21 protein-coding genes are annotated in these 21487 nt (G+C 58.5%); 3 read left to right on the top strand and 18 right to left on the bottom strand.

All coding sequences use genetic code 11. The features are described from left to right. Window positions 1-15 precede the first annotated feature (15 nt). From H8S55_RS11820 to H8S55_RS11800, 5 genes are all read right to left on the bottom strand, one after another. Entirely contained in the window at window positions 16-405 is a 390-nt protein-coding gene (locus tag H8S55_RS11820) for a response regulator transcription factor (protein ID WP_243200591.1), read from the bottom strand. Then, window positions 398-901, bottom strand: coding sequence for a chemotaxis protein CheX (locus H8S55_RS11815; RefSeq protein ID WP_186879119.1), 504 nt, complete (start codon window positions 899-901; stop codon window positions 398-400). Before H8S55_RS11815 ends, H8S55_RS11820 begins: the two co-directional genes overlap by 8 nt. Window positions 902-921: 20 nt before the next feature. Next, entirely contained in the window at window positions 922-2667 is a 1746-nt protein-coding gene (locus tag H8S55_RS11810; RefSeq protein WP_186879118.1) for a flagellar assembly protein A, read from the bottom strand. Between the two features lie 255 nt (window positions 2668-2922). Beyond that, the gene (locus H8S55_RS11805) at window positions 2923-4719 is read right to left on the bottom strand and encodes a methyl-accepting chemotaxis protein (RefSeq protein ID WP_186879117.1); all 1797 of its coding nucleotides are present in this window, start codon (window positions 4717-4719) and stop codon (window positions 2923-2925) included. A 68-nt stretch (window positions 4720-4787) separates the two neighbouring features. Next, the gene (locus tag H8S55_RS11800; RefSeq protein ID WP_186879116.1) at window positions 4788-5516 is read right to left on the bottom strand and encodes a cell division ATP-binding protein FtsE; all 729 of its coding nucleotides are present in this window, start codon (window positions 5514-5516) and stop codon (window positions 4788-4790) included. 103 nt (window positions 5517-5619) lie between these two features. Between H8S55_RS11800 and H8S55_RS11795 the strand changes: the two genes are divergently transcribed. Further along, complete coding sequence (locus H8S55_RS11795; RefSeq protein WP_366467928.1) at window positions 5620-6489, top strand: C39 family peptidase; 870 nt, start codon at window positions 5620-5622, stop codon at window positions 6487-6489. A gap of 45 nt (window positions 6490-6534) precedes the next feature. Here H8S55_RS11795 and H8S55_RS11790 read toward each other — a convergent pair whose 3' ends face one another. From H8S55_RS11790 to fliD, 3 genes are read right to left on the bottom strand one after another with little or no spacing between them, the layout of a single operon-like run. Next, window positions 6535-6921, bottom strand: a complete 387-nt coding sequence (locus H8S55_RS11790; RefSeq protein ID WP_186879115.1) for a hypothetical protein — start codon at window positions 6919-6921, stop codon at window positions 6535-6537. Beyond that, window positions 6918-7307, bottom strand: coding sequence for a flagellar export chaperone FliS (fliS, locus tag H8S55_RS11785; RefSeq protein ID WP_147562060.1), 390 nt, complete (start codon window positions 7305-7307; stop codon window positions 6918-6920). Before fliS ends, H8S55_RS11790 begins: the two co-directional genes overlap by 4 nt. Before the next feature lie 19 nt (window positions 7308-7326). Further along, window positions 7327-9771 (bottom strand): flagellar filament capping protein FliD, encoded by a 2445-nt coding sequence (fliD, locus tag H8S55_RS11780; RefSeq protein WP_186879114.1) that lies wholly within the window; start codon window positions 9769-9771, stop codon window positions 7327-7329. Window positions 9772-9935: 164 nt separating this feature from the next. Between fliD and H8S55_RS11775 the strand changes: the two genes are divergently transcribed. Together H8S55_RS11775 and H8S55_RS11770 are read left to right on the top strand one after the other, a co-directional pair. Beyond that, window positions 9936-10715 (top strand): ParA family protein, encoded by a 780-nt coding sequence (locus H8S55_RS11775; protein WP_147562056.1) that lies wholly within the window; start codon window positions 9936-9938, stop codon window positions 10713-10715. 39 nt (window positions 10716-10754) lie between these two features. Next, a complete protein-coding gene (locus tag H8S55_RS11770; protein WP_186879113.1) occupies window positions 10755-11648 on the top strand; it encodes a late competence development ComFB family protein in 894 nt (297 codons plus the stop codon). Between the two features lie 57 nt (window positions 11649-11705). Here H8S55_RS11770 and H8S55_RS11765 read toward each other — a convergent pair whose 3' ends face one another. Genes H8S55_RS11765 through H8S55_RS11720 form a run of 10 tightly spaced genes read right to left on the bottom strand, consistent with a single transcriptional unit; the run spans window position 11706 to window position 21487 of the window. Beyond that, window positions 11706-13013 (bottom strand): EAL and HDOD domain-containing protein, encoded by a 1308-nt coding sequence (locus tag H8S55_RS11765; RefSeq protein ID WP_186879112.1) that lies wholly within the window; start codon window positions 13011-13013, stop codon window positions 11706-11708. A gap of 19 nt (window positions 13014-13032) precedes the next feature. Further along, a complete protein-coding gene (locus H8S55_RS11760) occupies window positions 13033-13956 on the bottom strand; it encodes a chemotaxis protein (RefSeq protein WP_186879111.1) in 924 nt (307 codons plus the stop codon). A gap of 38 nt (window positions 13957-13994) precedes the next feature. Next, window positions 13995-14474: a chemotaxis protein CheD gene (locus tag H8S55_RS11755; protein ID WP_147562050.1), complete on the bottom strand. Its 480-nt coding sequence runs from the start codon at window positions 14472-14474 to the stop codon at window positions 13995-13997. Further along, the gene (locus H8S55_RS11750; protein ID WP_186879110.1) at window positions 14464-15093 is read right to left on the bottom strand and encodes a chemotaxis protein CheC; all 630 of its coding nucleotides are present in this window, start codon (window positions 15091-15093) and stop codon (window positions 14464-14466) included. The genes H8S55_RS11755 and H8S55_RS11750 overlap by 11 nt, the downstream gene beginning before the upstream one ends. 18 nt (window positions 15094-15111) lie before the next feature. After that, a complete protein-coding gene (locus H8S55_RS11745) occupies window positions 15112-15858 on the bottom strand; it encodes a flagellar hook-basal body protein (protein WP_186879109.1) in 747 nt (248 codons plus the stop codon). An 18-nt stretch (window positions 15859-15876) separates the two neighbouring features. Beyond that, the gene (locus H8S55_RS11740) at window positions 15877-16623 is read right to left on the bottom strand and encodes a flagellar hook-basal body protein (protein WP_186879108.1); all 747 of its coding nucleotides are present in this window, start codon (window positions 16621-16623) and stop codon (window positions 15877-15879) included. 6 nt (window positions 16624-16629) lie between these two features. Next, window positions 16630-17466, bottom strand: coding sequence for a sigma-70 family RNA polymerase sigma factor (locus H8S55_RS11735; protein ID WP_186879107.1), 837 nt, complete (start codon window positions 17464-17466; stop codon window positions 16630-16632). Continuing rightward, window positions 17463-19562, bottom strand: a complete 2100-nt coding sequence (gene flhA / locus H8S55_RS11730) for a flagellar biosynthesis protein FlhA (RefSeq protein ID WP_186879106.1) — start codon at window positions 19560-19562, stop codon at window positions 17463-17465. The genes H8S55_RS11735 and flhA overlap by 4 nt, the downstream gene beginning before the upstream one ends. 59 nt (window positions 19563-19621) lie before the next feature. Then, a complete protein-coding gene (flhB, locus tag H8S55_RS11725) occupies window positions 19622-20683 on the bottom strand; it encodes a flagellar biosynthesis protein FlhB (protein ID WP_186879105.1) in 1062 nt (353 codons plus the stop codon). A 39-nt stretch (window positions 20684-20722) separates the two neighbouring features. After that, window positions 20723-21487, bottom strand: coding sequence for a flagellar biosynthetic protein FliR (locus tag H8S55_RS11720; protein WP_147562038.1), 765 nt, complete (start codon window positions 21485-21487; stop codon window positions 20723-20725).

Here is a 21487-nt window from a genome sequence, read left to right as displayed (position 1 = left end):
GATCCCCGCTCCTCTTTACGCTTTCTCTCTTTCGCTCTCGATGGCCTTAAAGGCTCCCTGAAGCCCCTCAAGCAGTGCATCCTTGGTAAAGGGCTTGAACAAAAAGCCCTTTGCGCCCAGCTCCACCGCCCTGTCGATCATATCGTCGTAGGCCATGGAGGAAACCATGTACACATTCGCCTCAGGATAGCGCTGGCGGAGCTTTTCGCAGGTCTCCATTCCATCCATTCCCGGCATCACAATGTCCATCGTGACAAGGTCCGGCTTGGCCTCCCCAAATTTTTCAAGGGCCTCCTCGCCGCTGCGGCAGAATTCGCAGATCTCCATATCGCTGCCTTCCAGCATTTTCTTCATCTCCGCGAGAATCACGCGGGAATCATCCACTACCATAATACGCTTAGTCATCAGTATTCCTCCTCAAAATCGTGTCCACCGGTGCCGCCGTCCATGAAAACGCCGCCAGCTCCTGTTGTTCACTGATCAGATAAACCGTTTTATCCTCCGCATTCTGCCTCGGCATCCCGCGCTCCGGTGTGCGGTCATACTCCGTGGGGAAAAAGCGCGCCGAGGTCTTGGACGCCTTATACAGCTCAGAAATGAAGCGGCCGCAAAGGATGTTGAAAAACTCCATGGCGTACTCCTGCGCCTCCTCCTCGTCCGGCTCATAGCCCACCATGTTCTTTGTCAGGCGCATGAGCAGCGCCCGCTGTGCAAAAAAATGCAGTTCGATCTGAAAGTCACCGGAAACATGCCCGGTGATCATGTCGATCTCCATGCCCTCGCTCAGCCGCTCCCACGGCTCGCTCCGCCGCAGCACAATGCCGGACATCTGCTCCACGATCTCGTAGACCAGCGACTCCGCCATTTGCTCTACCCAGTCCATCGGATATTCCTTCTCCAAACGCATTTCCCTCTTTCCTCTTATCCTCTCAGGGAAAGCTCACGCAGCGTTCTGCTCTGTGCGTCGTATATGAGCTTGCACTGTCTGTGGACCTGATCCGCGACCCACTTGAGAGAGCCGAGCTGTACCACTGTCACGGGATATACCGTGACACATTCAAGCCGGCATTTCGCAGGATCGACCTGCTCCTTTAGGTCCTCGGCCTTTTTCGCAAGACGGCTCGCCTTGAGCTGCAGCAGCGGCAGACGCGCACGTCTCTCCTCCGCCTTCGCCTTGTCTCCCATGATCTCCATGCGTCTGCGCTCTCCCTCGATCATCTCGATTTCCCGTTCTATCTCATTGACGCTCTTGCGGAGCCTTTCACGCGCATATTCCGTGTAGGGCAGAACGCCGAGCGTCAGCTCCGTCTTGCGGCCGGACTGTGCGCCGATCATATTGGCGCGGATCAGCTCTCCGGCTGTAAGCGTTCCGCCGATGATGCTCCCTCGCCCCTCAACGACCTCAATGGATTGGTCGCTATATACCTCCGAGGTCATAATGCAGTCGGCATAGACGCTGCCACCGGCATAGACCCGGCTATTCTCCAAATATTTCACGCGGAAAACGCCGCCGCACTTGAGCACGGCCCGATTGTCACCCACCACGCCGCGCGTGATGGTCATATCGCCGCCCGATTCCACGCTCGCCGCCTCCACGATCCCGTCCACGGTGATCGATCCGGTCGCGCGCACGGAGAAGTTCTCGCGCACATCGCCGGCGATCTGCACGTCGCCGATGAAATCTATATTTCCCGTGGAGTAGTCCACATCGCCGCGGATCTCCAGCACCGGCCGCACATAAAACGCACCGTTGGAATACTCAAGGTGTCCGTCCATCGTGGCGATGAGCCGGAGGCCATCCTCCGTCAGCGTGGTGTTCAGACCGCACGGCACCTTTGCCGCCTGCACAGTGCGCGGCATGATGGGCTTTCCGTCCAACCGCATTCCCGGCGTTCCCTCGACAGGCGGCGTGATCTCACAGATCACGCTGTCCTTCTTGATGAGCTGCACATAGTTCATCGCCCGATAGTCCGCGACACCGTGCTCGTCGATCACGACCTCGCGCGACAGCTCGCGGGGATACTTCTCGGTCACATAGCCGTCCTTGCCCTCGGTCTCCGGCTGGCCGAATGCCACGGGGATCAAGCGCAGATAACGCACCTGCCGAAAAATCTCCACCATGCTCTGTGGATCGATCCCCGTATTGACGCCCGCCTTCTCCAGCGCGCAGGCAAGCATCGCACTGTTCATCTCCTCGCCGCCTGCATAGGGCGGAAAGGCAAAGCACCATGCCACAAGCTTATCCTTAGACACGTAGACATGGCAGACCGCGTCCAGCGGTCTCTCTCCGTTCTCGCCCTCCCGTGCGCGGCGAAGCTCTTCGAGCCGCTTCTTCGCGTCCTTCTCAAGCTGCGCGGTAAGGCGGACTCGCTCAAACTCCAGCTTCTTTCCTGTCAGATGAAGCATCTCTGCCTTTTCCTCGTCCAGCAGCCGCACACGCGGCGGCGTCAACTCACCGTCGCTGAACTCCTTCCAAAGCTCCAGCAGCGAGCCATGCATCTCAAGGTACTGCGTTTGCGTCAGCTCCGGCGCGGGCTTCTCCTCCGCGACGGCGGGCGCGGGCGCAGGATCCGCTTCCCCCGGAGCATCCGCATCGCCCCGCGGAGCCGAGCCTTCCTCCGTGATCAGGTTCTTGATCAGCGCTCCTACCTTCCATTTTTTCACCATGTGCTATCCCTCCAAACCCGCTGCTCTCCCAAGCGGCTTACCGCCTGTATCGCTCCACCCTCCGCGAAGCCTAAAAAAAGCGTGCCAGAGGGCGGATATTCAGCCGCCCTCTGGCACGCAAAAAGAAAAATTTACCAGTTTCAGACAGCCCATTGCTATATCGCAGGGGGGCATAGCGCTCCGCCTCAGAGCGGAAAGCGCTATGCCCTAAGATCCCCTTTGGGTTGGGGCGGTCGATTGCGCCCCTCCACGACCTTAATACTTGCTGAACGAATTGGCAGCAGCGCGGTGCCCCGAAGCGCTGTCCGCAGCATAGCTCTCGGTCGAAGCATCGGCGGGAGCATCGGCACGAGAGCTCGTGGTGCCGTAGCTCTTGTCGCTGCGGAGCGTGAACTTCATCATCAGCTCCTTCATCAAGCTCGCCTGGCTGGACAGCTCCTCGCTGGCAGCGGCAGACTCCTCGCTCGTGGCGGAGTTGGTCTGGACGACGGCGGAGATCTGGTCGATGCCCTCGGTCACCTGAGCGATGGACTCGGCCTCGGCCTCCACAGCCTTGGTGATCTCCTGCAGGGAGTTCATGGAGAGGTTGGAGGCCTCCACGGTCTTAGACAGCGCCTCGGAGACCTTCTTGACGATCTCGTTGCCGCCCTGAACGGACTCGATGGAGTGGTCGATCAGCTCCTTGGTGGCCTTGGCAGCCTGATCGGACTTGGTGGCCAGGTTACGGACCTCGTCGGCGACCACGGCAAAGCCCTTGCCCGCGCTGCCGGCGCGTGCGGCCTCGACGGCTGCGTTCAGCGCCAGAATGTTGGTCTGGAAGGCGATGTTCTCGATGGTGGAAATGATGCGGCCGATCTCCTGAGAGGACTGGGAAATGTTGCCCATGGCCTCCACCATTTCCTCCATGTACTTGGAGCTCTCGGAAACCAGGCTGCCGGCCTCCTGAGACTGGCGCATGGCCATCTCGCCATTTTCGGCGTTCTTCTTGGCGTTGTCGGAGATCTCGGTGATGGTAGCGGACAGCTCCTCCACGGCGCTGGCCTGCTCGGTGGCACCCTGAGCCAGAGCCTGGGCGCCGGTGGACACCTGCTCGGAGCCGGAGGACACCTGCTCGGCGCTCATGTCGATCTGAGCCAGGGTGTCGCTCAGGTTGCTGTTGATCTTGCGGATGGACTCCAGAACAGCGCCCAGAGCACCCACATACTTGTCGGTAGCGCGGCTGCGGACATCGAAGTTGCCGTTGGCCATCTCGCCCAACAGGTAGCAGATGTCTTCAATCACAGCGGAGAGCGTATCCTGGCTGCTGCGCAGCGCATTGCACATATCGCCCAGCTCGTTCTTGCTCTCGTAATTCACGGGGATGTCCAGCTCGCCCTTGCTGAAGCCCATGAGGGCCTTGCGGACCTCCTCGGTCGGCTCCATGATGCCCTTGACCAGCTTGAAGGCGGTGCCCAGAACCAGGATGATAGCTACGGCCATCACCGCGAGGATCACACCGAGGGAGATCAGGCTGCTGCGCTCCTGAGCCTTCACAGCATCGTCCTGTGCCTGCGAGAGCAGATCGTTGATCGCTTCGGCCTTGGTCGCCATAGCATTGAGCTGAGGGGTGCAGCTATTCTTGATTAGGCTGACCGCAGTCGCACCGTCGCCGCGGTTGATGGCGTTAAGAATGGCGGGCAGCTCATCGCCCCACTTGTTGACAGTGGTGATATAGTCCTGCAGCTGGGCCTGATCCAGCGGATAGATATCCTCCAGCTCCTTGAGCTGGGCATCCATATCCGAAAGGAGCTCGTTGACCCGGCTCTCCAGCTCGGAATTGCTGCTGTCGCCGGGTTTCAGAGCCATATCGCGGACGTTCCGGGCGGCAATGTTGGCGTTCAATCGGATTTCTGTGAGGAGGTCATTGGCGGCGACCTCATACTTCAGAATGTCATTGTAGTTTGCTCTCTGCGCGTTCATTTGCATCAGTGCTGCAATGATGATCGCCACAGAAATAACGATGACGAACAGAAATCCGCTGATCAGTCTTTTCTTGATCTTCATGTCTTTCATCTGATATTCTCTCCTTGTGGTATGTAATGAATGGATTTTCTATCTATCTTTATCGGCGATGTGTTTTACTATATCACATCTCCGTACTTTCCCTTCTGCACGTCGCCAAGGATCTGCCCATCCACGAGCGTCACAACGCGGCGGCGCATGATGTTGACATATCGGCTCGCATGCGTTGCCATGATAACGGTGGTCCCCCTCCGGTTGATCTCGGTCAGCAGGTGAAAAATGTCCCATATACTGTCGTCATCCAGATTGGCGGTGATCTCGTCAAGCACAAGGATCGGCGGGCTGTTGATCAACGCCCGCGCCAGCTCGACGCAGCGGTATTCCCCGACGGACATTTCCACGGGGTAGCGCCTTTCCATGCCGGAAAAACCCACAAGACCGAGCACCTTTTTTAGGCGCTCCTTCATCTCCTTCTCGCTCTCAAAGCGCCTGCGCCCCACGCGAGCCGCCAACAGCAGGTTTTCCTCCACCGTCATCTTTCGGATCAGCGTGTGCTCCTGCGCCACATTTCCGAACAGCGGCGCGATGCGCTCACGGTGCCACGGCAAAATACGCGCCGTGTTTACGCCGTCGAGCAGCACTCTGCCGCGGTCGGGCTTGAGCCGCCCCGATATCAGGCCGAGCAGGGTGCTCTTCCCCGCTCCGCTGCTGCCGGTGATGAAAACGAACTCGCCCTGCCCGATGGTGAGATTTATATTCTCAACACCGACCTCATAACGATTTCCGGCGCCGCTGCGCCGTTTGTTTTTGTAGTATTTTGATACATTTTCCAATGTGATCGTGGACATAGGCTGCGTTCCTGTTCCTCTCACTTTCCCACCGCTTGCAATGCCGACAGGATATGCTATAATAATCATATCTCATTTCTGCGTTTTTACAAGAGGTGAAACGGTGAAAAAGCAAAAAATCTCTACTCATAGGGGGCGCATGGTTTTTCTGCTTTCCATGCTCGCAGTTCTTTGCATCGGCGCTGCCGAGCTCACTGCCAGCTATTTTCTCGCGCCCGAGCTGTTCGCTCGTGTCACAGCCCCGCTTCGCAGTGGGGCAAGGGCGGCCGCGGACTGGTTTGACCGCACTGCCGAGCAATGGTCGGCACTGACCGCCAAGGCGGAGGAGCTTTCCAGCGCAGACGAGCAGACAGCCGGCGAGCCGATGCTCTCTGACAGGGATATGCTCATCGACCCCTCGCTCACAGAGCTCCGGTCGGTCAACGGCGAGGAGATCCTCACTGGCGGCACGATCCCGCTCGTTTACTTCAACCAAAGCGACCCCGAATGGGCGGATAAGCCCTACGGCAGCGACAACATCGGCCGCTACGGCTGCGGGCCGACTGCCATGGCAATGGTCGTCTCCAGTCTGTGCGACGAGCCCGTCACCCCCTCCGAGATGGCGGCCCTCGCCGCCAAGCAGGGCTACTGCGCCAAGGGGCACGGCTCGTATCTCTCCATCGTCAACGGCATCGCGCGCGCTTACGGCCTTGAGTCCAAGGCGATCGGTGCGCTGACGGTCGATGCAGTCTATGACACGCTGCTCGCGGGCAATATGCTCGTAGCGCTTGTCGGTCCCGGTCACTTCACCGGCGGCGGACACTTCATCGTGCTCCGAGGCGTTACGCTGACGGGCAAGCTCCTCGTCGCCGACCCCGTCAGTGATGAGCGCAGTCTCATGGAATGGGACCCTCAGCTCATCCTTGATGAGCTGTCCGCCAGTCGGAACAACGGCGCGCCCCTATGGGTGATCTCGCCGCCGACGGAAAAATAAAAGGCTTTGCATGGGTGCGCTCCGCAAGGGGCGCACCCATGTTCCTTATTGGTAAACCGACTTCTCCCGTGTCACCTTTTTGTTGACGCGCTTGTCCAGCTCCACAAGCTGACCGAGTAAGCGGCGGTTGGTCCCCACCTGTCCGCTCAGAGCGTTTTCCTCCTGCCGCTGGGCCTGCGCACCGGAGAGCAACTCCGCCAGCCGCCGGCCATCCTCCTCAGAGAGGGACGAGCGCTGCCGGGTCAGGTTTTTCTCCACCTGCCGCATTTGGGCCAGCGGGCCCTCCCGCATGGAGAGCAGCATTTGTATCGTGACCTCGTCGTTCCGATCCACAGCCTCGGCTAACTGCTTTGTGAGGTCAAACAGCTCGCTGAGCAGCGCATAGCGCCGTTTTTCCTGCACCTGCGCATCCAAAAGCTGCGCCCCGGTCATTCGGCCGCCTGCTTTCCCGCGCCGCTGGTTTTCTGCGCCTCACGGAAGGATTCCCGCAGCTCGCCGGCCATGGTCTTAACATGGGCCAGCGGCTCCAGATGCCGTCCGATCTTCGCCCGACCAAGCTCGTAGATCATGTACTCATAGAGCCGGTCAAGCTCGTGACTGATCTCGTATTGCGGGTCAAGGGTGTCGCTGAGGTACTGCGTGATGTCGATGCCCCGCTGAACGGAGTCTTCAAACAACTCGTAGCTTTGCTTATTCAGCGCCAGCTCCGCCTGCGTGAGACGCTTGACGAGCTCATCGTAAAGCAACAGCAGCAATTCCCCTTGGGTCATGGTGTTGACGCTTTGCTCCTTATACTGCTGAAAGCCGCGCATATCCATTGTTTTCCGTCACCGCCTTTTAGCCGTTGGAGCCTAAGAAGCTGGCAAGGGCAGAGCTCTGAGAGTTCATCTGCGAGATCAGCTTTTCCAGCGCCGTGAACTTAGAGGTATAGCGGTCGACCTGATCCGCCATTTTATCCTGCCACTTTTCGATCTGTGTGTCAATATCATCTAGCTTATTTTGCAAAGTATTTTTGTAAAGCGTGCTGGGAGCCAGGGTCGAACCGGCCTTCTGCACCAGAATACCCTTGGTGCCCTGCGTCTTGCTGTACATATCCAGCGGGCTCTTGAGGGCCTGCATCAGTCCGTTGGAAGAGGAACCGCTGGCCACGCTCTTGGAGAACACGTCCCGCACCTTGTCCGGGTCGGTCTCCAGCGCGGCGCGGAGCTTTTCCTCGTTCAGGCTCAGGGTAGTCAGGCCGTTGCTGTAATTGCTGGTGATGCCGATGGCCTTGAGATCCGCGCCGTCCTTTCCGCTCATGGAAATGGCGCTGGTGAGCTGGGTGTAAAGGGCCGAGAGGTCCCGGTCCGCGAACAGGAGGCCCTGCTTGGCCTTTTCCTCATAGGCCTTGATGCTGCTCTCGGACATATCCGCCTTGTCCTCCTCAGTCAGCGGCTCGTAGTACTTGCCGTTGGACTTCTGCTGAGGCATGGTGGAGTAGGCGTTCTTGATCTCCGTGACCATGGCGTTGTAATCCTCCACCATGGACTTGATGGTGTCTACGATCTTGTCCGCGTCGGAGCTGGAGGTAAAGCTGACGGCATCGGCCTCTGTGGCCGTGAAAGTGCCCTTCAGGCTGACGCTCATGCCGTCCACGTCAAAGGTATTGCTGCTGCGGGAAATACCGTCCAGCTCCTGGCCGTTGACTTTCATGGAGAAGATGGCGTCCAGTCCATCCTCTTTGGTGCCGCCGCCGAACAGGGCCTTGGCGAGGCCGTCGCCCATGTCGAGGCTGCCCGCGCCGGTTTCCCTGGCGGTGAATTGGAACTGGTTGGTGGTCTTGGAGTAGCTCACCTTCACGCCCACGTCGGCGTTGCCGTTGATGGAGGTCAGCACGGTCTCCAGCGCGGTATCCTTATTGAAAGCGCCCACGAGCTTACCGTTGATCTTGAACTCACGCAGAAACTCGCCCTTGTCATCCACCCGGTAATACGTCTTGCCACCGTCTTCCGATTTCACTCGGTTGCCCTTGGAGTCGATGTAATAGTCAACGTCGCTGCTGCCTTTCTTGTTCACAGGCTTGACATCGCCCTCTGCCTCCACCTTGTCGAAGGCGTTCCAAACATCCGCTTTATCCCCCAGCAGCTCGCCCAGGGTCTTGGAGGTGTTCACATAGGTGGCCGCCTTATCCAGCCCCAGCGCCTTGGCGGCGTCGCCGGAGACGGACAGGGTGGAGCCGGCCTGGGTGGTGGAGAACTTCAGGGAGAAACTCTTTCCATCGGCAGCGCCGACCTTTTCCAGCGCGACCTTGCCCGCGCCGAAGGCCTCGTTGATCTTGGTCTGGAGGGCCGTTGTATATGCGTCATTACTCAAGGCGGTGCCGTCTTTCTTGTACTCCGGCAGCTTGATCTTCTTGGTCACGCCGTCAAGGGTCAGCGTAAGCTCCTTTCCGGAGAGGTAGTCGCCCAGAGTGGAGGATTTATCCACCAACTCAACGTCCTTGGTATTGAGCGTGGACTCCGTCCCGTCAGCGGTGATCTTGAGGGTATCCTTGATCTTCCCGGTGGCGCCGCTGATGGTCACGGCGTTGCCGGCGCCGCCCTTTTCGGAAAACTCGATGTTTCCCTCGTCGTTCACCTTCACGTCGATCTTTTCGCTGGCCTTTACGGAGGTGCCGTCGCTGAGGGTCATGGTCTGCTCGCCCAGCTTGCTTCGGATGGCCTCAGCCAGCTTATCGGCATTCTCATAAATATCCAACTCGCCAAAGTCGAGCGTAAAGGATCGGTCGCCACCGTATTTGATGGTCAGGGAGCCGGAGACGTTGCTCAGCTCCTTCTTCACGCTCAGATCCACCGCGCTGCCGGTAAATTCCGGCTTGTCCGCGGTCTTGCCGCCGATGCCGGAGACGGTGTAGGTGGCCGCCCTCGCCAGCTGCTTGACACCGAGGATCTGCACGCTGCTGCTGGTCTTGCCGCTGGCGCTGACCATATCGGCGTACTTGCCCGTGGCGGTGACCTTCACGGCCTGATTGAAAAAGCCGCTGGAGAGCAGGTTCGTGGAGGATGCGTAGGAGGTATATTTGTCCGAAAAGGACGACATTTTGCCGATGATGCTGCGGTAGACCTCCTGCTGCCACTCCACCTTGGTGCGCTTTTGCTGAAGCGTGGAGATCTTGGTCTTGTAGCCGGATACCGCGTTTTCGATCATGGACTCGGTGTCCATGCCGCTGGCAAGACCGCTGATCACATTCCTATTGCCGTAAATGCTGCTGGAGCTGCTCCTCACACTGCTGACAGATGCCATAATTGATTACTCCTTTCACAGGTAATTGCTCTTCCGACGGGCAAAACCTGTCGGGGCGTCAAATTCCGCAGAAAAAATATTCATTCCTCTATCTTTTTTTATCGACATATAGTATAATAAAAATAAGAGGTCACTTTCTCATTTTTGCCGGAGGAGGAATTTTTTTGTCACAGATCATTACCGTCACAAATCAAAAGGGCGGTGTTGGAAAAACCACGGTAGCCGCCGCTCTGGTCTGCGGGCTGCACCGGCGCGGTGCCCGCGTGCTTGGTGTGGACATTGACCCCCAAGGCAACCTCGGCTTTACACTGGGTCTTGACATTGGCAGCGGCCACACCGTTTATGATGTGCTCAAGGGCGCATGCTCCATCGAGTCGGCCATTGTTCCTACGGAATACGGGGACGTGCTGCCGTCGGACATTATGCTCTCTATCGCTGATGTGGAATTTACCGCCCCTCAGCGGGAATTCATGCTGGCCCACCAGCTGAGCTTTCTGGGCGACCGCTATGATTTCATCATCATCGACACGCCGCCCTCTCTCAACCTGCTGACCATCAACGCCTACGTCGCCTCAACGGGCCTGATCATCCCGATGGAGGCGGAAGTGCTCAGTCTCGTCGGCATTTCCCAAATTCAGGATACGATAGACACCGTGCGCAATTCGTTCAACGCGGAGCTGAAGGTTCTCGGCATCCTGCTCAACAAGTTTAATCCTCGTTTGACCCTCTCAAAAGATATTCTGGATCTTGCCGAACAGATCGCCGAGCAGCTTAACAGTCATGTTTTCCCCACCAAGATCCGCCGCAGCGTCAGTGTGGCCATGGCCCCGGCCCACGGGCAGAGTGTGCTGACATACAGTCCGTCCTCCAAGCCCGCGCTCGATCTTCAAGACATTGTCAGCATCGTGGCAGGCGACCGCTTTCCCCTCCCCAAGCAAGCATAAGGCGCAGCGCCTTGTTCAAGACAGGTAAGGAGATTTTTTATGTCCGCATCCAAAGAGTCCAATTCCAGTAAAACTGCCCATGTAATGAACCTGCTCAGCCGGACCCGCGCCAACCCGGCGGCGGAAGCGGCGGCGCAGGAAAAAGCCGTCCAACCGGCGGAGGCTGCCGTTCCGCCGACACCGACAGCGGCTGCCGTTCCGCCGACACCGGCAGCGGCTGCTCCCGCCCCGGTGCCCGCGCCGGCAGAGAGTGCTCCCCAGTCCACGCCGCCCACCTCGCCGATCATCGCCTCTCTCAGCAGCGACCACGCCATTTCCTCCCAGATCAAGGACGCTCTGGCATCCTCTTTGGAGGAGCTTGCGGGATCGGAACCGGCAGCGGAAACGCCCCCCGCCCCTGTCGTTGAGGAAGTCCCCCAACCCAAGTCCGTGGCGGAAGAACCCGCCGCACCGGTTATTGAGGAAGTTCCCCAGCCGGAACCCGTGGTGGAAACGCCCCCCGCACCCGTGGTCGAGGAAGTCCCCCAACCCAAGTCCGTGGCGGAAGAACCCGCCGCACCGGTTATTGAGGAAGTTCCCCAGCCGGAACCCGTGGTGGAAACACCCCCCGCCCCTGTCGCGGTGGACTCCGCCGCTGAGAAGCCCGACGAGGAGGAGGTCATCTGCGCCAACATCATGGAGATCCTTGTGGAGCGCAAGGCCGAGACCTACATGGAGCTCTTCGGCCTGTGCTGCTGCGACCGCTGCAAGATGGATGTGCAGGCCCTCGCCCTGACGGAGCTTCCCGCCAAATATGTCGTCATGGCAAAAAATGAGCTGCCGCTGCGTCTCTCCCTTTATGAAGGCAGGATGAATACCGCCGTCACCGCCCAGATCCTGCGGGCGTGTAAGGTGGTTTTAGCGGAGCCCCGTCACAAGCTATTTCCGTTATGATCCCGTTTTGCACAGAAAGCATGGCGTTTTATGCCATGCTTTCTGTTTTTTATACATTTATTTGCTTTCCTCGCTGGCTTCGCCATTCTCCGCGGGAGCGGGGGCAGACGCGTCCTGTTCGCTGTAAGCGTTGGTCAACTGCTCCCAGAGCACATTGACATTCTCCATACAGATGAAGTACACGCTGGTGAGGATCTGGTTGGGAATCCCCAGCTCCTCCGCCAGACGGGTGATCTCGTTCCAGTTGCCCGCCTCGTAGCTGAGCACCAGCTCGTAAAGCTGACCGCAGCGGCCTTCCTTGCGCAGCAGCGCCGCCTTGATCTCGTCGGAAACGGGGACTTCCTCCAAAATTTCCTCCAGCGGCGCATCGATCAGATGATTCAGCGTGGAGAACATACCCATCAGGTATGCCTCGGACTTGGAGATGGGCATATCCTTGGCATACTTCATCAGCTCGCTGCAGAAGTTGGCCCGCATGAAGGAAAGCTTGAGGAATTCCTCCGTGCTGGCATCCATCTCCTGTCCCGCATTGCTGGCGCTGAGCAGGTAGATCCACTGCTTGAGCTGGCCGAGGCCAAGGGTCACGATGGCCTGATGGATCGTCGTGGCGCGGTGGCGCAGGGCAAAATAGACGGAGTTGGCCATTTTCAGCACACCGTAGCTCAGGCTGGCGTCCATGGAGATCAGCCGCTCGATCTCGTCGATGTCCGGATCGTCCTGCGTCACAGCCACCATCAAGCGGAAGAAGTTGCTCTGGAGATAGGCGCCGGAATGGGCCTTCGTCATCAGACGCTCCGCTACAAAGGTTCCCTCCATCGCGTCGGCACCCAGCGATATCGCTTTCTGATAGTCCGCCTCGCTGTCGATGTTGGTGATGATGCACTTTTTATTCATGCTGTGACCAATTTCGATGGTATTCTTCATGGCGGTATCCGCCGTAGTCTTGATGTTCAGCTTGATGTAATCAATGGTATCCAGCAGGGCCAGATAGCGGGGGGCGAACTGGAACTCATTGACGGCGATCCGATAGCCCTCCTTCACATACTGCTGAACGAAGTGCATGGAAAGTGGGTGGATGATGACGCTGTCGTCGATCTGGATGACCAGCTCCGAGCGGTCAAACAGGCGGGGTGTCTTTTTCATCAGCAAAATCGTGGTGAAGGTCATGAAATTCAGAGACCCGCGCAGCGCCTTGGTGCTGTTCTGTGTCAGGAAGCTGTAAATCGTGTCCGCGGCGGCGTATTCGTTCTGAGAGGCCACGTCGCCGGTGAAGGCCTGATTCTCACCGTGGTAGAGGATCTCATGGCCCCAAATTTTTCCCTGCGCATCCTTAATCGGCTGGCGCACGATATATTTATTGCTCATACTCTCCTCCGTTCCGTATTTATCCGTTTTCCTGCCCGAGCAGATGGTCGATCACCTTCACGAGATGGCCGATCTCCGGCTTGCTCATCTGCTCGTCCGCGCCCAGCTCCTTGCCCTTGCGGCGCATTTCCTCGGTAATAAGGGACGAGAAGATGATGACGGGCAGCTGCTTGAGTTCCTTATCGTCCTTGATGAGCTTGGTCAAGCGGTGGCCATCCATCTGGGGCATCTCAATATCCGTGATGACCAGCGCCACCTTGCTGCGCAGGTCGTCGCTCCCCCGCAGACCAGAAAGATAGTTCCAAAGCTCCTGTCCGTTGGGGAACATTTTCGTGTTCACATAGCCTGACTTGTGGAGGGCCTCCTCGATCATCTTGCTTAGGAGCACAGAGTCCTCCGCCACGACGATGACCGACTCGTTGCGCTCCCGCTTGCCCAGACGGTCGATCTCGGACATCTGAATGGACGTCTCGGGGGCGATCTCCGCCACGATCTTCTCAAAGTCAAGAATCGTGACCAGATCGTCGCCGCACTGGGCAATGCCCGTGGCAATGCCCTCGTCGCCGCTGGAAACGGTCTTGTCAGGCTTCTGAATGGCCCCCCAGGAGATGCGGCTGATGCCGACCACCGTGTGAACACGGAAGGCGATGTTCATTTTATTGAAGCTGGTGATGATGAAAAGGTCCTTCGGCCCCTTCTCCCCGGACTGGCCAAACAGGTATTTGGGCAGGTCTACCACGGTGATGACCGTATCACGGGGCTTGAAAATACCCTCCACGGACGGGTGGGCATGGGGCATGGGCTTGACCGGCTCAGAAACCAGAATTTCCTTGACCTTTGCCACATTGATGCCGTAAAGGCTGTCGAAGATCGTGAATTCCATGACCTCGATCTCATTTGTGCCGGATTCCAGCAAGATCCCGCGCTTATCTTCCTCCAACATAACTCAGGGTCTCCTTCCCTTCATTCAAAATCAAATTATCAAATAATCAGCTCGGGCCTGCCGTAGCAGCGGACGCAGGCCATCCCGTTTGAAGGGTCAAACAGCAGCGTGCGGGCCACCGAGCCGCCCACATCCTCCTTCAAAAGGCGGATGCCCTCTTTTTTCAAGTTCAAGTGAACGCTGTCAATGTTCCGCTGGCCGATGTTGCCCAGCGAGCCGCCATTGACCTCGAACATCTTTGCGCCGCCGGCGATCTTCGCCACGATGCGGGCACGGGAGGCACCCTTTGCCTCCATCTGCTTGAGCGTCTCACGGATGCCGGTGTCGGCGTACTTCATGGTGTTCTGCCGGCCGGCCTCCATATTCAGCGGGAGCATAATGTGAATCATTGCTGCCAGCTTGATCAAGGGATCGTACAGGCAGATACCGATACAGGAGCCAAGCGCGTAGGTGATGAGCATTCCGCTGCCCTTGGCCATTTTCATATCTGCGATGCCGATGGTCAGTTTAGTCTCCACTGCTGACCCCCAGCTTTCTCAGCAGCGTATTCAAAGAGCGGATGTCCGGGGAGAGCAGCAACCGGCAGGGAACCGCCTTCCCGTCGTGGACAAAGTTGCCGCCGATGGTCATGATGTAGTCCGACTGACCGCCGTAGGCCGCCATCGGCACCGCCATAATGGCACCCTGCATATCCACGGTGAAGGCAGGGACCGTCAAGTCGACCTTGATGTCCGCTAGGCCGCTGAGGGCGTTGATGAAGGTGGAGATCATAATGTTGCCGACCTCGATGAGGGCGGAGCACTCCATCTCGTGCAGCCCCATATAGTCCTCGACCGTTTTGCCAAGCATACTATTGAGAATAAGATTCACAAAATCGAGCTGCTGCACGGAGAGCATGATGCCGTCGATCTGACCGCTCATCTTCACCAGCACGCCGGCCGTGATCTCCTCTGGGCCGCCGATCCACTCGATCGCCTCGTTATATTCCATGATGCGGACCTCCGGCAGCTCGATGCGCACCTCCTCCCCGATCAAAGCGGAGAGCGCTGTGGCTGCGTTGCCGGTGCCGATGCTGCCAACCTCCCGAAGCGTGTCCAGCTCCAGGGAGTTCAGTTCGTTATAATTCTTGATCCTCATTGCTCGCTATCCTCCCCTTCATCCTCTCAGATTATTGATGGTGGTCTCGATCTCATCTGAAGTCTGCACCATTTTAAGCGCCATGCCGTAGGCCCGCTGAGACTCGATCACCTTGGTCATTTCCTCCGCCAGGTCCACATTGGACATTTCCAGCATACCGCTCATCGCGGTGCCTGTGCCCAGACGAAGATCTCCGTTTTTCTCCACGGCGAGAAAGCGGGTGCCTTCCACATGCTCCATGCCGTTATAGCTGATGTGGTCGAATACGCCCACAGGCTGCTGTACATTGCGGTCTGTGACCTCGATCATGCCGCCGGTGGTGCTCAGCACGAAACGGCCCTGACCGTCCGACAGGTACATCACCGTCTCCATGATGGGCTGGCCGTTCTCGTCCACTTTCTCCGTGGGCCGCTGCAATTCAGAAACCTGAAACGCGCCGTTGCGGGTGAGGGAGATCTCTCCGGTCTTCAGATCGGCCAGCGCGAAAAAGCCCTCGCCCGAGATGGCGTAGTCCTGCACCCGACCCGTCTGCGCCGTGGCAGCGGAGGCGAAATCTGTATCCGTCGTCCACATGGCCGCCCCCGTGCCCACGGGGAGCTGCCGATCCCCGATGGCGCGGATGTCCGCATGCATCAGGGATGCAAAGCGCCCACGCTCGGCCTTGAAGCCGTAGGTGTTGACATTGGCGATGTTGTTGCCCTGCACGTTCAGGTTCTTCATCTGCTGGTGCGCGCCAACCGCGCCGATAAAAAAGGACTGGTTCATCCTGTTTCTCCCTCCCCCTTACATCCTGCCGATGTCCGTGGTGGCCTTGGTCATCAGCTGATCGTACATCTTTGAGGTCTGGGCTGCGCTTTGCAGCGCCCGCTGATAGGTGATCATTTCCGTCATTTGCTTGATAATATCCGTGTTGGAGCGCTCCACATAGCCGTTGAGCACCTTGGGCGTATCCATCAGCGTAGGCTGACCGCCTGTAAACAGGCCGCGGTCGTTCCGCTCCAACGCCTCCAGATCCGCAAAGGAGAAGACGCCCAGTCGGGCCAAGGGCGTGCCGCCGTAATAGAGGATACCCGCCTCATCGCCGGTGATCTTGTCCGTGCCAAGCTGAATGGGCCGGTTTTGGCTGTCGAGCACCTGTCCGAAGCCGGGCAGACAGAGGTATCCCTCGTCGTCGAGGGAGAAATTGCCCTCGCGGGTATAGCCAGTGGTTCCGTCTGCAAGCTGCACGGCAAAGAAGCCGTCGCCGTTGATGGCAAAATCCAGTGGAAGTCCCGTCGGCTCAAGCGTTCCCTGGGTGTAATCCGTATCAATGTCGCTGGCGGCCCGGATGTAGCTCTGGCGGCCGATCTCCTCGCCTCTGTTGTATTTGTTGCCCACGCGGCTGTACATCACCTCGTCAAAGGTGCTGGCCGTATATCGATCCTGCTTGTAGCCCGCTGTGGAAACATTTATCATATTGTTCGCTATAACATTCAGATTCTGCTGGTGCGTCAGCATAGCAGACGTCAGATTGTAAAAGCCCTTGAACATGACTCCTCACCCCTTCTTTCTATTGGCAGGGGGGATATCCCCCCGATAATACTGCTCCATATGGTTTTTCAGCTTTTGGATCGCGCGCGCGTGGATCTGCGAGATGCGCGGGCCGCTGAGGTTCATGACCTGTGCGATCTCCTTCATGTGCAAATTCTTCTCATAGTAGAGCGAGAGAACGATCTGCTCGTTTTTTTGCAGTGAGGCGATCCCGTCCGCCAGCGTTTTTTGTAGCTCCTGCCGCTCCAGCGTGGCCTCCGGCTGTGTGCTCATGTCGCTCGACGGCACCTCGATGCGGCAATCGTCCGATTCCCGCACATCCATGAGCATATCCAGCGAGAGCAGGTCGCTCAGCGCGATGCTCGCCATATCCTTTTGATACCGCTCCCTGCTCACGCCCATGCGCTCAATGACCTCGTCATCCGTCGGGTAGCGCCCGAGATCGGTGGACAGTTCGACCACCGTATTGTCGATCTCCTTCGCGCGCTGGCGGAGATTGCGGGGGATCCAGTCCTGCTTGCGCGCCAGATCGACCACCATGCCGCGGATACGCTTGGAAATATATGTATCGAACTTTACGCCCTTATCAGGATCAAAGCGGTCGATGGCCTTGAGCAGCGTCAAAATGCCCTCGTTGACGATGTCATCCACTTGAGCAAAGCCGCTGTAAACGCCGCGGACCTGCAGTGCCACACTTTTGATCAGTCCCTCGTAACGCAGGACGATCGCCCACTTGAGCGCCTCGTCCCCATCTTTTTTATAACGCTCCAAAAGCTCCTGTGTGCTGAGGCTCTGAATGTCCTCTCCCAAGCCGAGGTCGCTTAGCTCTGCCGCTGTGCTCATGTCCCTACCGCCTTTCGCACGGGTGCCTCCTGCGTAATGTTGCCGATGGCCTGAATCTGCACGGAGCTTGTAACCTCATTGAAGGAGAGCACATACACATTGGGATAGAACTGCGTGATCATGCGGCTGAAATAGCCGCGGATGACCTGACTGACCAGAAGAATGGGGGGCTGGGAAAGCTCGTTGAACTTACGGACGTAGTCCGCGACCTGCGTGATGATCTGCTGCATCAGGTCTGAGCCAAGGGCCAGATACACGCCCTGCTCGCTGCGGGTGAGGGACGAGATGATCTTCCGCTCCACCTCCGCGTCCAGCGTGACGACACGAAGCTGTCCGTCCTCGCAGAAACGACGGGTGATGGTTCGGGCCAGCGCCCCGCGCACCTGCTCGGTAGCGGCGTCGATGTCCCGGTTCTGGCCAAGCGCGTCGGCCAGCGTTTCGAGGATGATGCCAAGGTCCCGAATGGGGACTCCCTCCTTCAGAAGGCTTCGCAGCACCTTTTCCAGCGTAGCGTAGCTGACCACGTTTGGCACCACCTCCTCCACCAGTTCAGGGGAGGTGCGCTTGAGGTTCTCCACCAGCCGCATGGTCTCGGCGCGGTTGAGCAGCTCGTAAGCGTAGCGCTTGACGGTTTCGGAGAGATGCGTCAGCATCACCGACAGAGGGTCGATGACATTGTAGCCGTAGATCTCCGCCATTTCCTTGTTTTCCGGCAAAATCCAGCGGGAGGGGATGCCATAGGCCGGCTCCACGGTCTCGATGCCGTCGATCTCACCCAGCGGGTTGCTGGGCTCCAGCGCAAGGTAATAGTCCACAAGGATCTCGCCGCGGGCGACCTCCTCTCCGCGAATGCGGATCACATACTGATTTGTCCCCAGAGAGGACGCATCGTGCAGGCGGATGGACGGGATGACGAAGCCCATATCCTGCGCGTACTGGCGGCGGAAAATGACGATGCGATTGATCAGCTTGCCGCCGCGGTTCTCGTCCACCAGCGGAATGAGGCTGTATCCAAACTCCATTTCGATCGGTTCGACCGTTAGGAGAGAGTACACATTGTTGATGTCCTTGTAGTAATCGCTTTCGTTCGGCGCGGTCTCCTCGGCAGGCTTTTGCTCCTCCGCCACGGCGGCCGCCGCAGCCTCGCTTTTCATGTGGCGCTCAATAAGATAGCCGCCGCCGATGAGCACGCTACCGCCCATAAAGAGCGCAAGATGCGGCGTGTTGGGGATCAGCGCGAGGAAAATGAGGATGATGCCGGTGGTCAGGATCGCTCTCGGCTGGGCCTTGAACTGGGCCACCACATCCTTATTGAGGCTCCCCTCGGAGACGGAGCGGGTGACGATCATGCCCGTAGCGGTGGAGATCATCAGCGCGGGGAGCTGGGAAACAAGGCCGTCACCGATGGTGACGATGGAATACTTCTGAAGCACGGTGGAGAAGTCTCCCCCGCCCATGACCATGCCGATGATGACGCCGCCCACGAAGTTGATGAGCGTAATGAGCAGGGACATCACCGCGTCGCCCTTGACGATCTTCGTGGCACCGTCCATAGCGCCGTAGAAGTCGGCCTCTTTCTGGATCTTACCCCGGCGGAGGCGGGCCGTCTGCTCGTCGATCAGTCCTGAGGAGAGATCCGCGTCAATGGCCATCTGCTTGCCGGGCATGGCGTCCAGCGTAAAGCGGGCGGCCACCTCGGCCACGCGCTCGGCACCCTTGGTGATGACGATGAACTGCACCAGCACGATGATGAGGAAGATCACCACGCCGACGACGATGTTGCCGCCGGTGATGAGGTTGCCGAAGTTCTGAATGACCTCACCGGCGTAGCCCTTGTAGAGGATCGCCCGGGTACTCGATACGTTCAGACCCAGCCGGAACAACGTCGTGACCAACAAAAGCGAAGGGAAAATGGAAAACTCCAGCGTTTCGGAAATGTTCATCGTGATCATCAGGATCATGATGGAAAGGCCGATGTTGATGATGAGCAGGAAGTCCAGCAGTTCCGTCCTGATGGGGATAATGAGAAAGAGGACGATGATCACAACGCCCAGCGATATTGCATTGTCGATGGCCTTGCCGAAAACCTTCTTCACGCCTGTTTCTCCTTCTCCGCTCTGTATCCTGAACGCTCCGGGCCGCCGTCACAGGCGGCTCAAAGCTGCTTTTTTGACAATTTGAAAATGTAGACGAGAACCTCCGCCACCGCGCCGTACAACTCCGGCGGGATCTCCCGATCCAGTTCCGCCTGGGCGTAGAGCGCCCGGGCCAGCGGCACGTTCTCTACGACCTCCACCTTGTTTTCCTCCGCCACCCGGACGATCCGCAGCGCCAGCTCGTCCTGCCCCTTGGCCAGAACGATGGGCGCGTTGTCGCGGTCGGGGTCGTAGCGCAGGGCTACGGCGAAGTGGGTCGGGTTTCGGATGACCACGTCGGCCTTGGGCACCTGCTGCATCATGCGCCGCTGTGCCATCTTCCGCTGGTTCTCCTTGATCTTGCCCTTGATCTGAGGGTCGCCCTCAGTCTGCTTGTATTCCTCCTTGATCTCCTGCTTGCTCATGCGCAGCTGACGCTCGTAGTCCCACCACTGGTAGAAGTAGTCCAGCGCGGCCACCACGGCGAAGGCCAGCACGATACACAGCACCATGTTCTTTCCGCTCTCAAAAATGTGGCGGCTGGCCATATCAAGGTCTGTGTAGAGATACTTGGAGCTTTCCAGAAACCGATCACACAGACAGCTGAAGATAATGATCATCAGCAGCGTGATCTTGAGGATCCCCTTGAACGCGTCCACCACGCTCTTGAGGGAAAAGAGCCGCTTGACGCCCTGAAGGGGGTTGATGCGGCTGAATTTCGGCTTGAGCAGCTCACCGCTGACAAGGAGCCTTGTCTGGGCGAAGGTCACGGCGATGGCGCACAGCGCCGTCACCGCCAGCAGCGGAAGGGCTGTTTTCACCAGCACAACGCCGGCCTGCCGTCCGATCTCCATCCACGCGTCGGCGGCTGTGCCGACTGGACGCGCGCAGGAGCGGACGCAAAATACGATGAACTCCCCAAGCCGCGCCGCGATGCCGTCCGCCATGGCGATGAGCAAACAGGCGGAGGTCAGCAGCGTCGCTACGGAAACAGCGTCCTGACTGAGGAAAACGTTACCCTTCTTTCGCTCGTCCCGTCGCTTTTTTGGGGTTGCTTTTTCGGTTTTCGATCCGTCCGCCACGCTTCATCCCCCCTTTTGGCAGCCGCGAGGCGCGGCGTATTACACGGTCAGTGCTAGAAGCTCCCGCAGGCGGTCAAACATGGTCAGCTCCGCTTGCAGCAGAAACTCGCTGAACGGGGAGATCAGCAACAGCAGTAAAATCAGTCCGATCAGCACCTTCAATTCGATGTTGATGGAAAAAACGTTGATCTGCGGGATAGCCTTCATCAAAACGCCCATGCCCACCTGCCCCAGCAGCTCGGCGGCAAGAATCGGCATACACAGCTTGATCCCCAGCACCGTACATTCCACGAACAGGGACAGCATGGCGTTGGCCGCGGCGCTGCTCAACGCGGCCTCCCCGAAGGGAACCACCTCGCCGGAGGTCATCACGATCCGCAGCAGCGTATGGTGGCCATTTCCCGCGAAAAAGAGCAGCAGCAGCAGCACGTTCAGCACGCCGCCCGTCACCGACAGGTTGGCCTGGGCCCCCGCGTCGTAGATCTGGTTCATGGTCATACCCATCTGGGTATCCACCACAAGGCCCGCCAGCTGCGGGATGTAGAGAAAGCAGCTCACCGCCATGCCCAGCAGGAACCCCACCGACAGCTCCAGCAGCAGCCGCACGGCCAGCTCCGCCGTCCCCACCGGGACGGGGGCGCGCTGTCCGCTCATTTCAAAGACAAAAACCGCCAGCACCAGCGCCAGACCCGCCCGGAAGATGCCCGGGATGCTGCGCCGGCCGAAAATGGGGTCGAACAGCACGAAACCGCTCATGCGGGCCGTGATATAGAGGAAAAGCGTCAAAGCCTGCCAATCGATCAT

The sequence above is a fragment of the Flintibacter faecis genome, assembly GCF_014287875.1.
Lineage (GTDB): Bacteria > Bacillota > Clostridia > Oscillospirales > Oscillospiraceae > Lawsonibacter > Lawsonibacter faecis_A.
The sequence above is the reverse complement of the archived record's forward strand: the minus strand, read 5'-3'. Positions and strand labels throughout refer to the sequence as shown.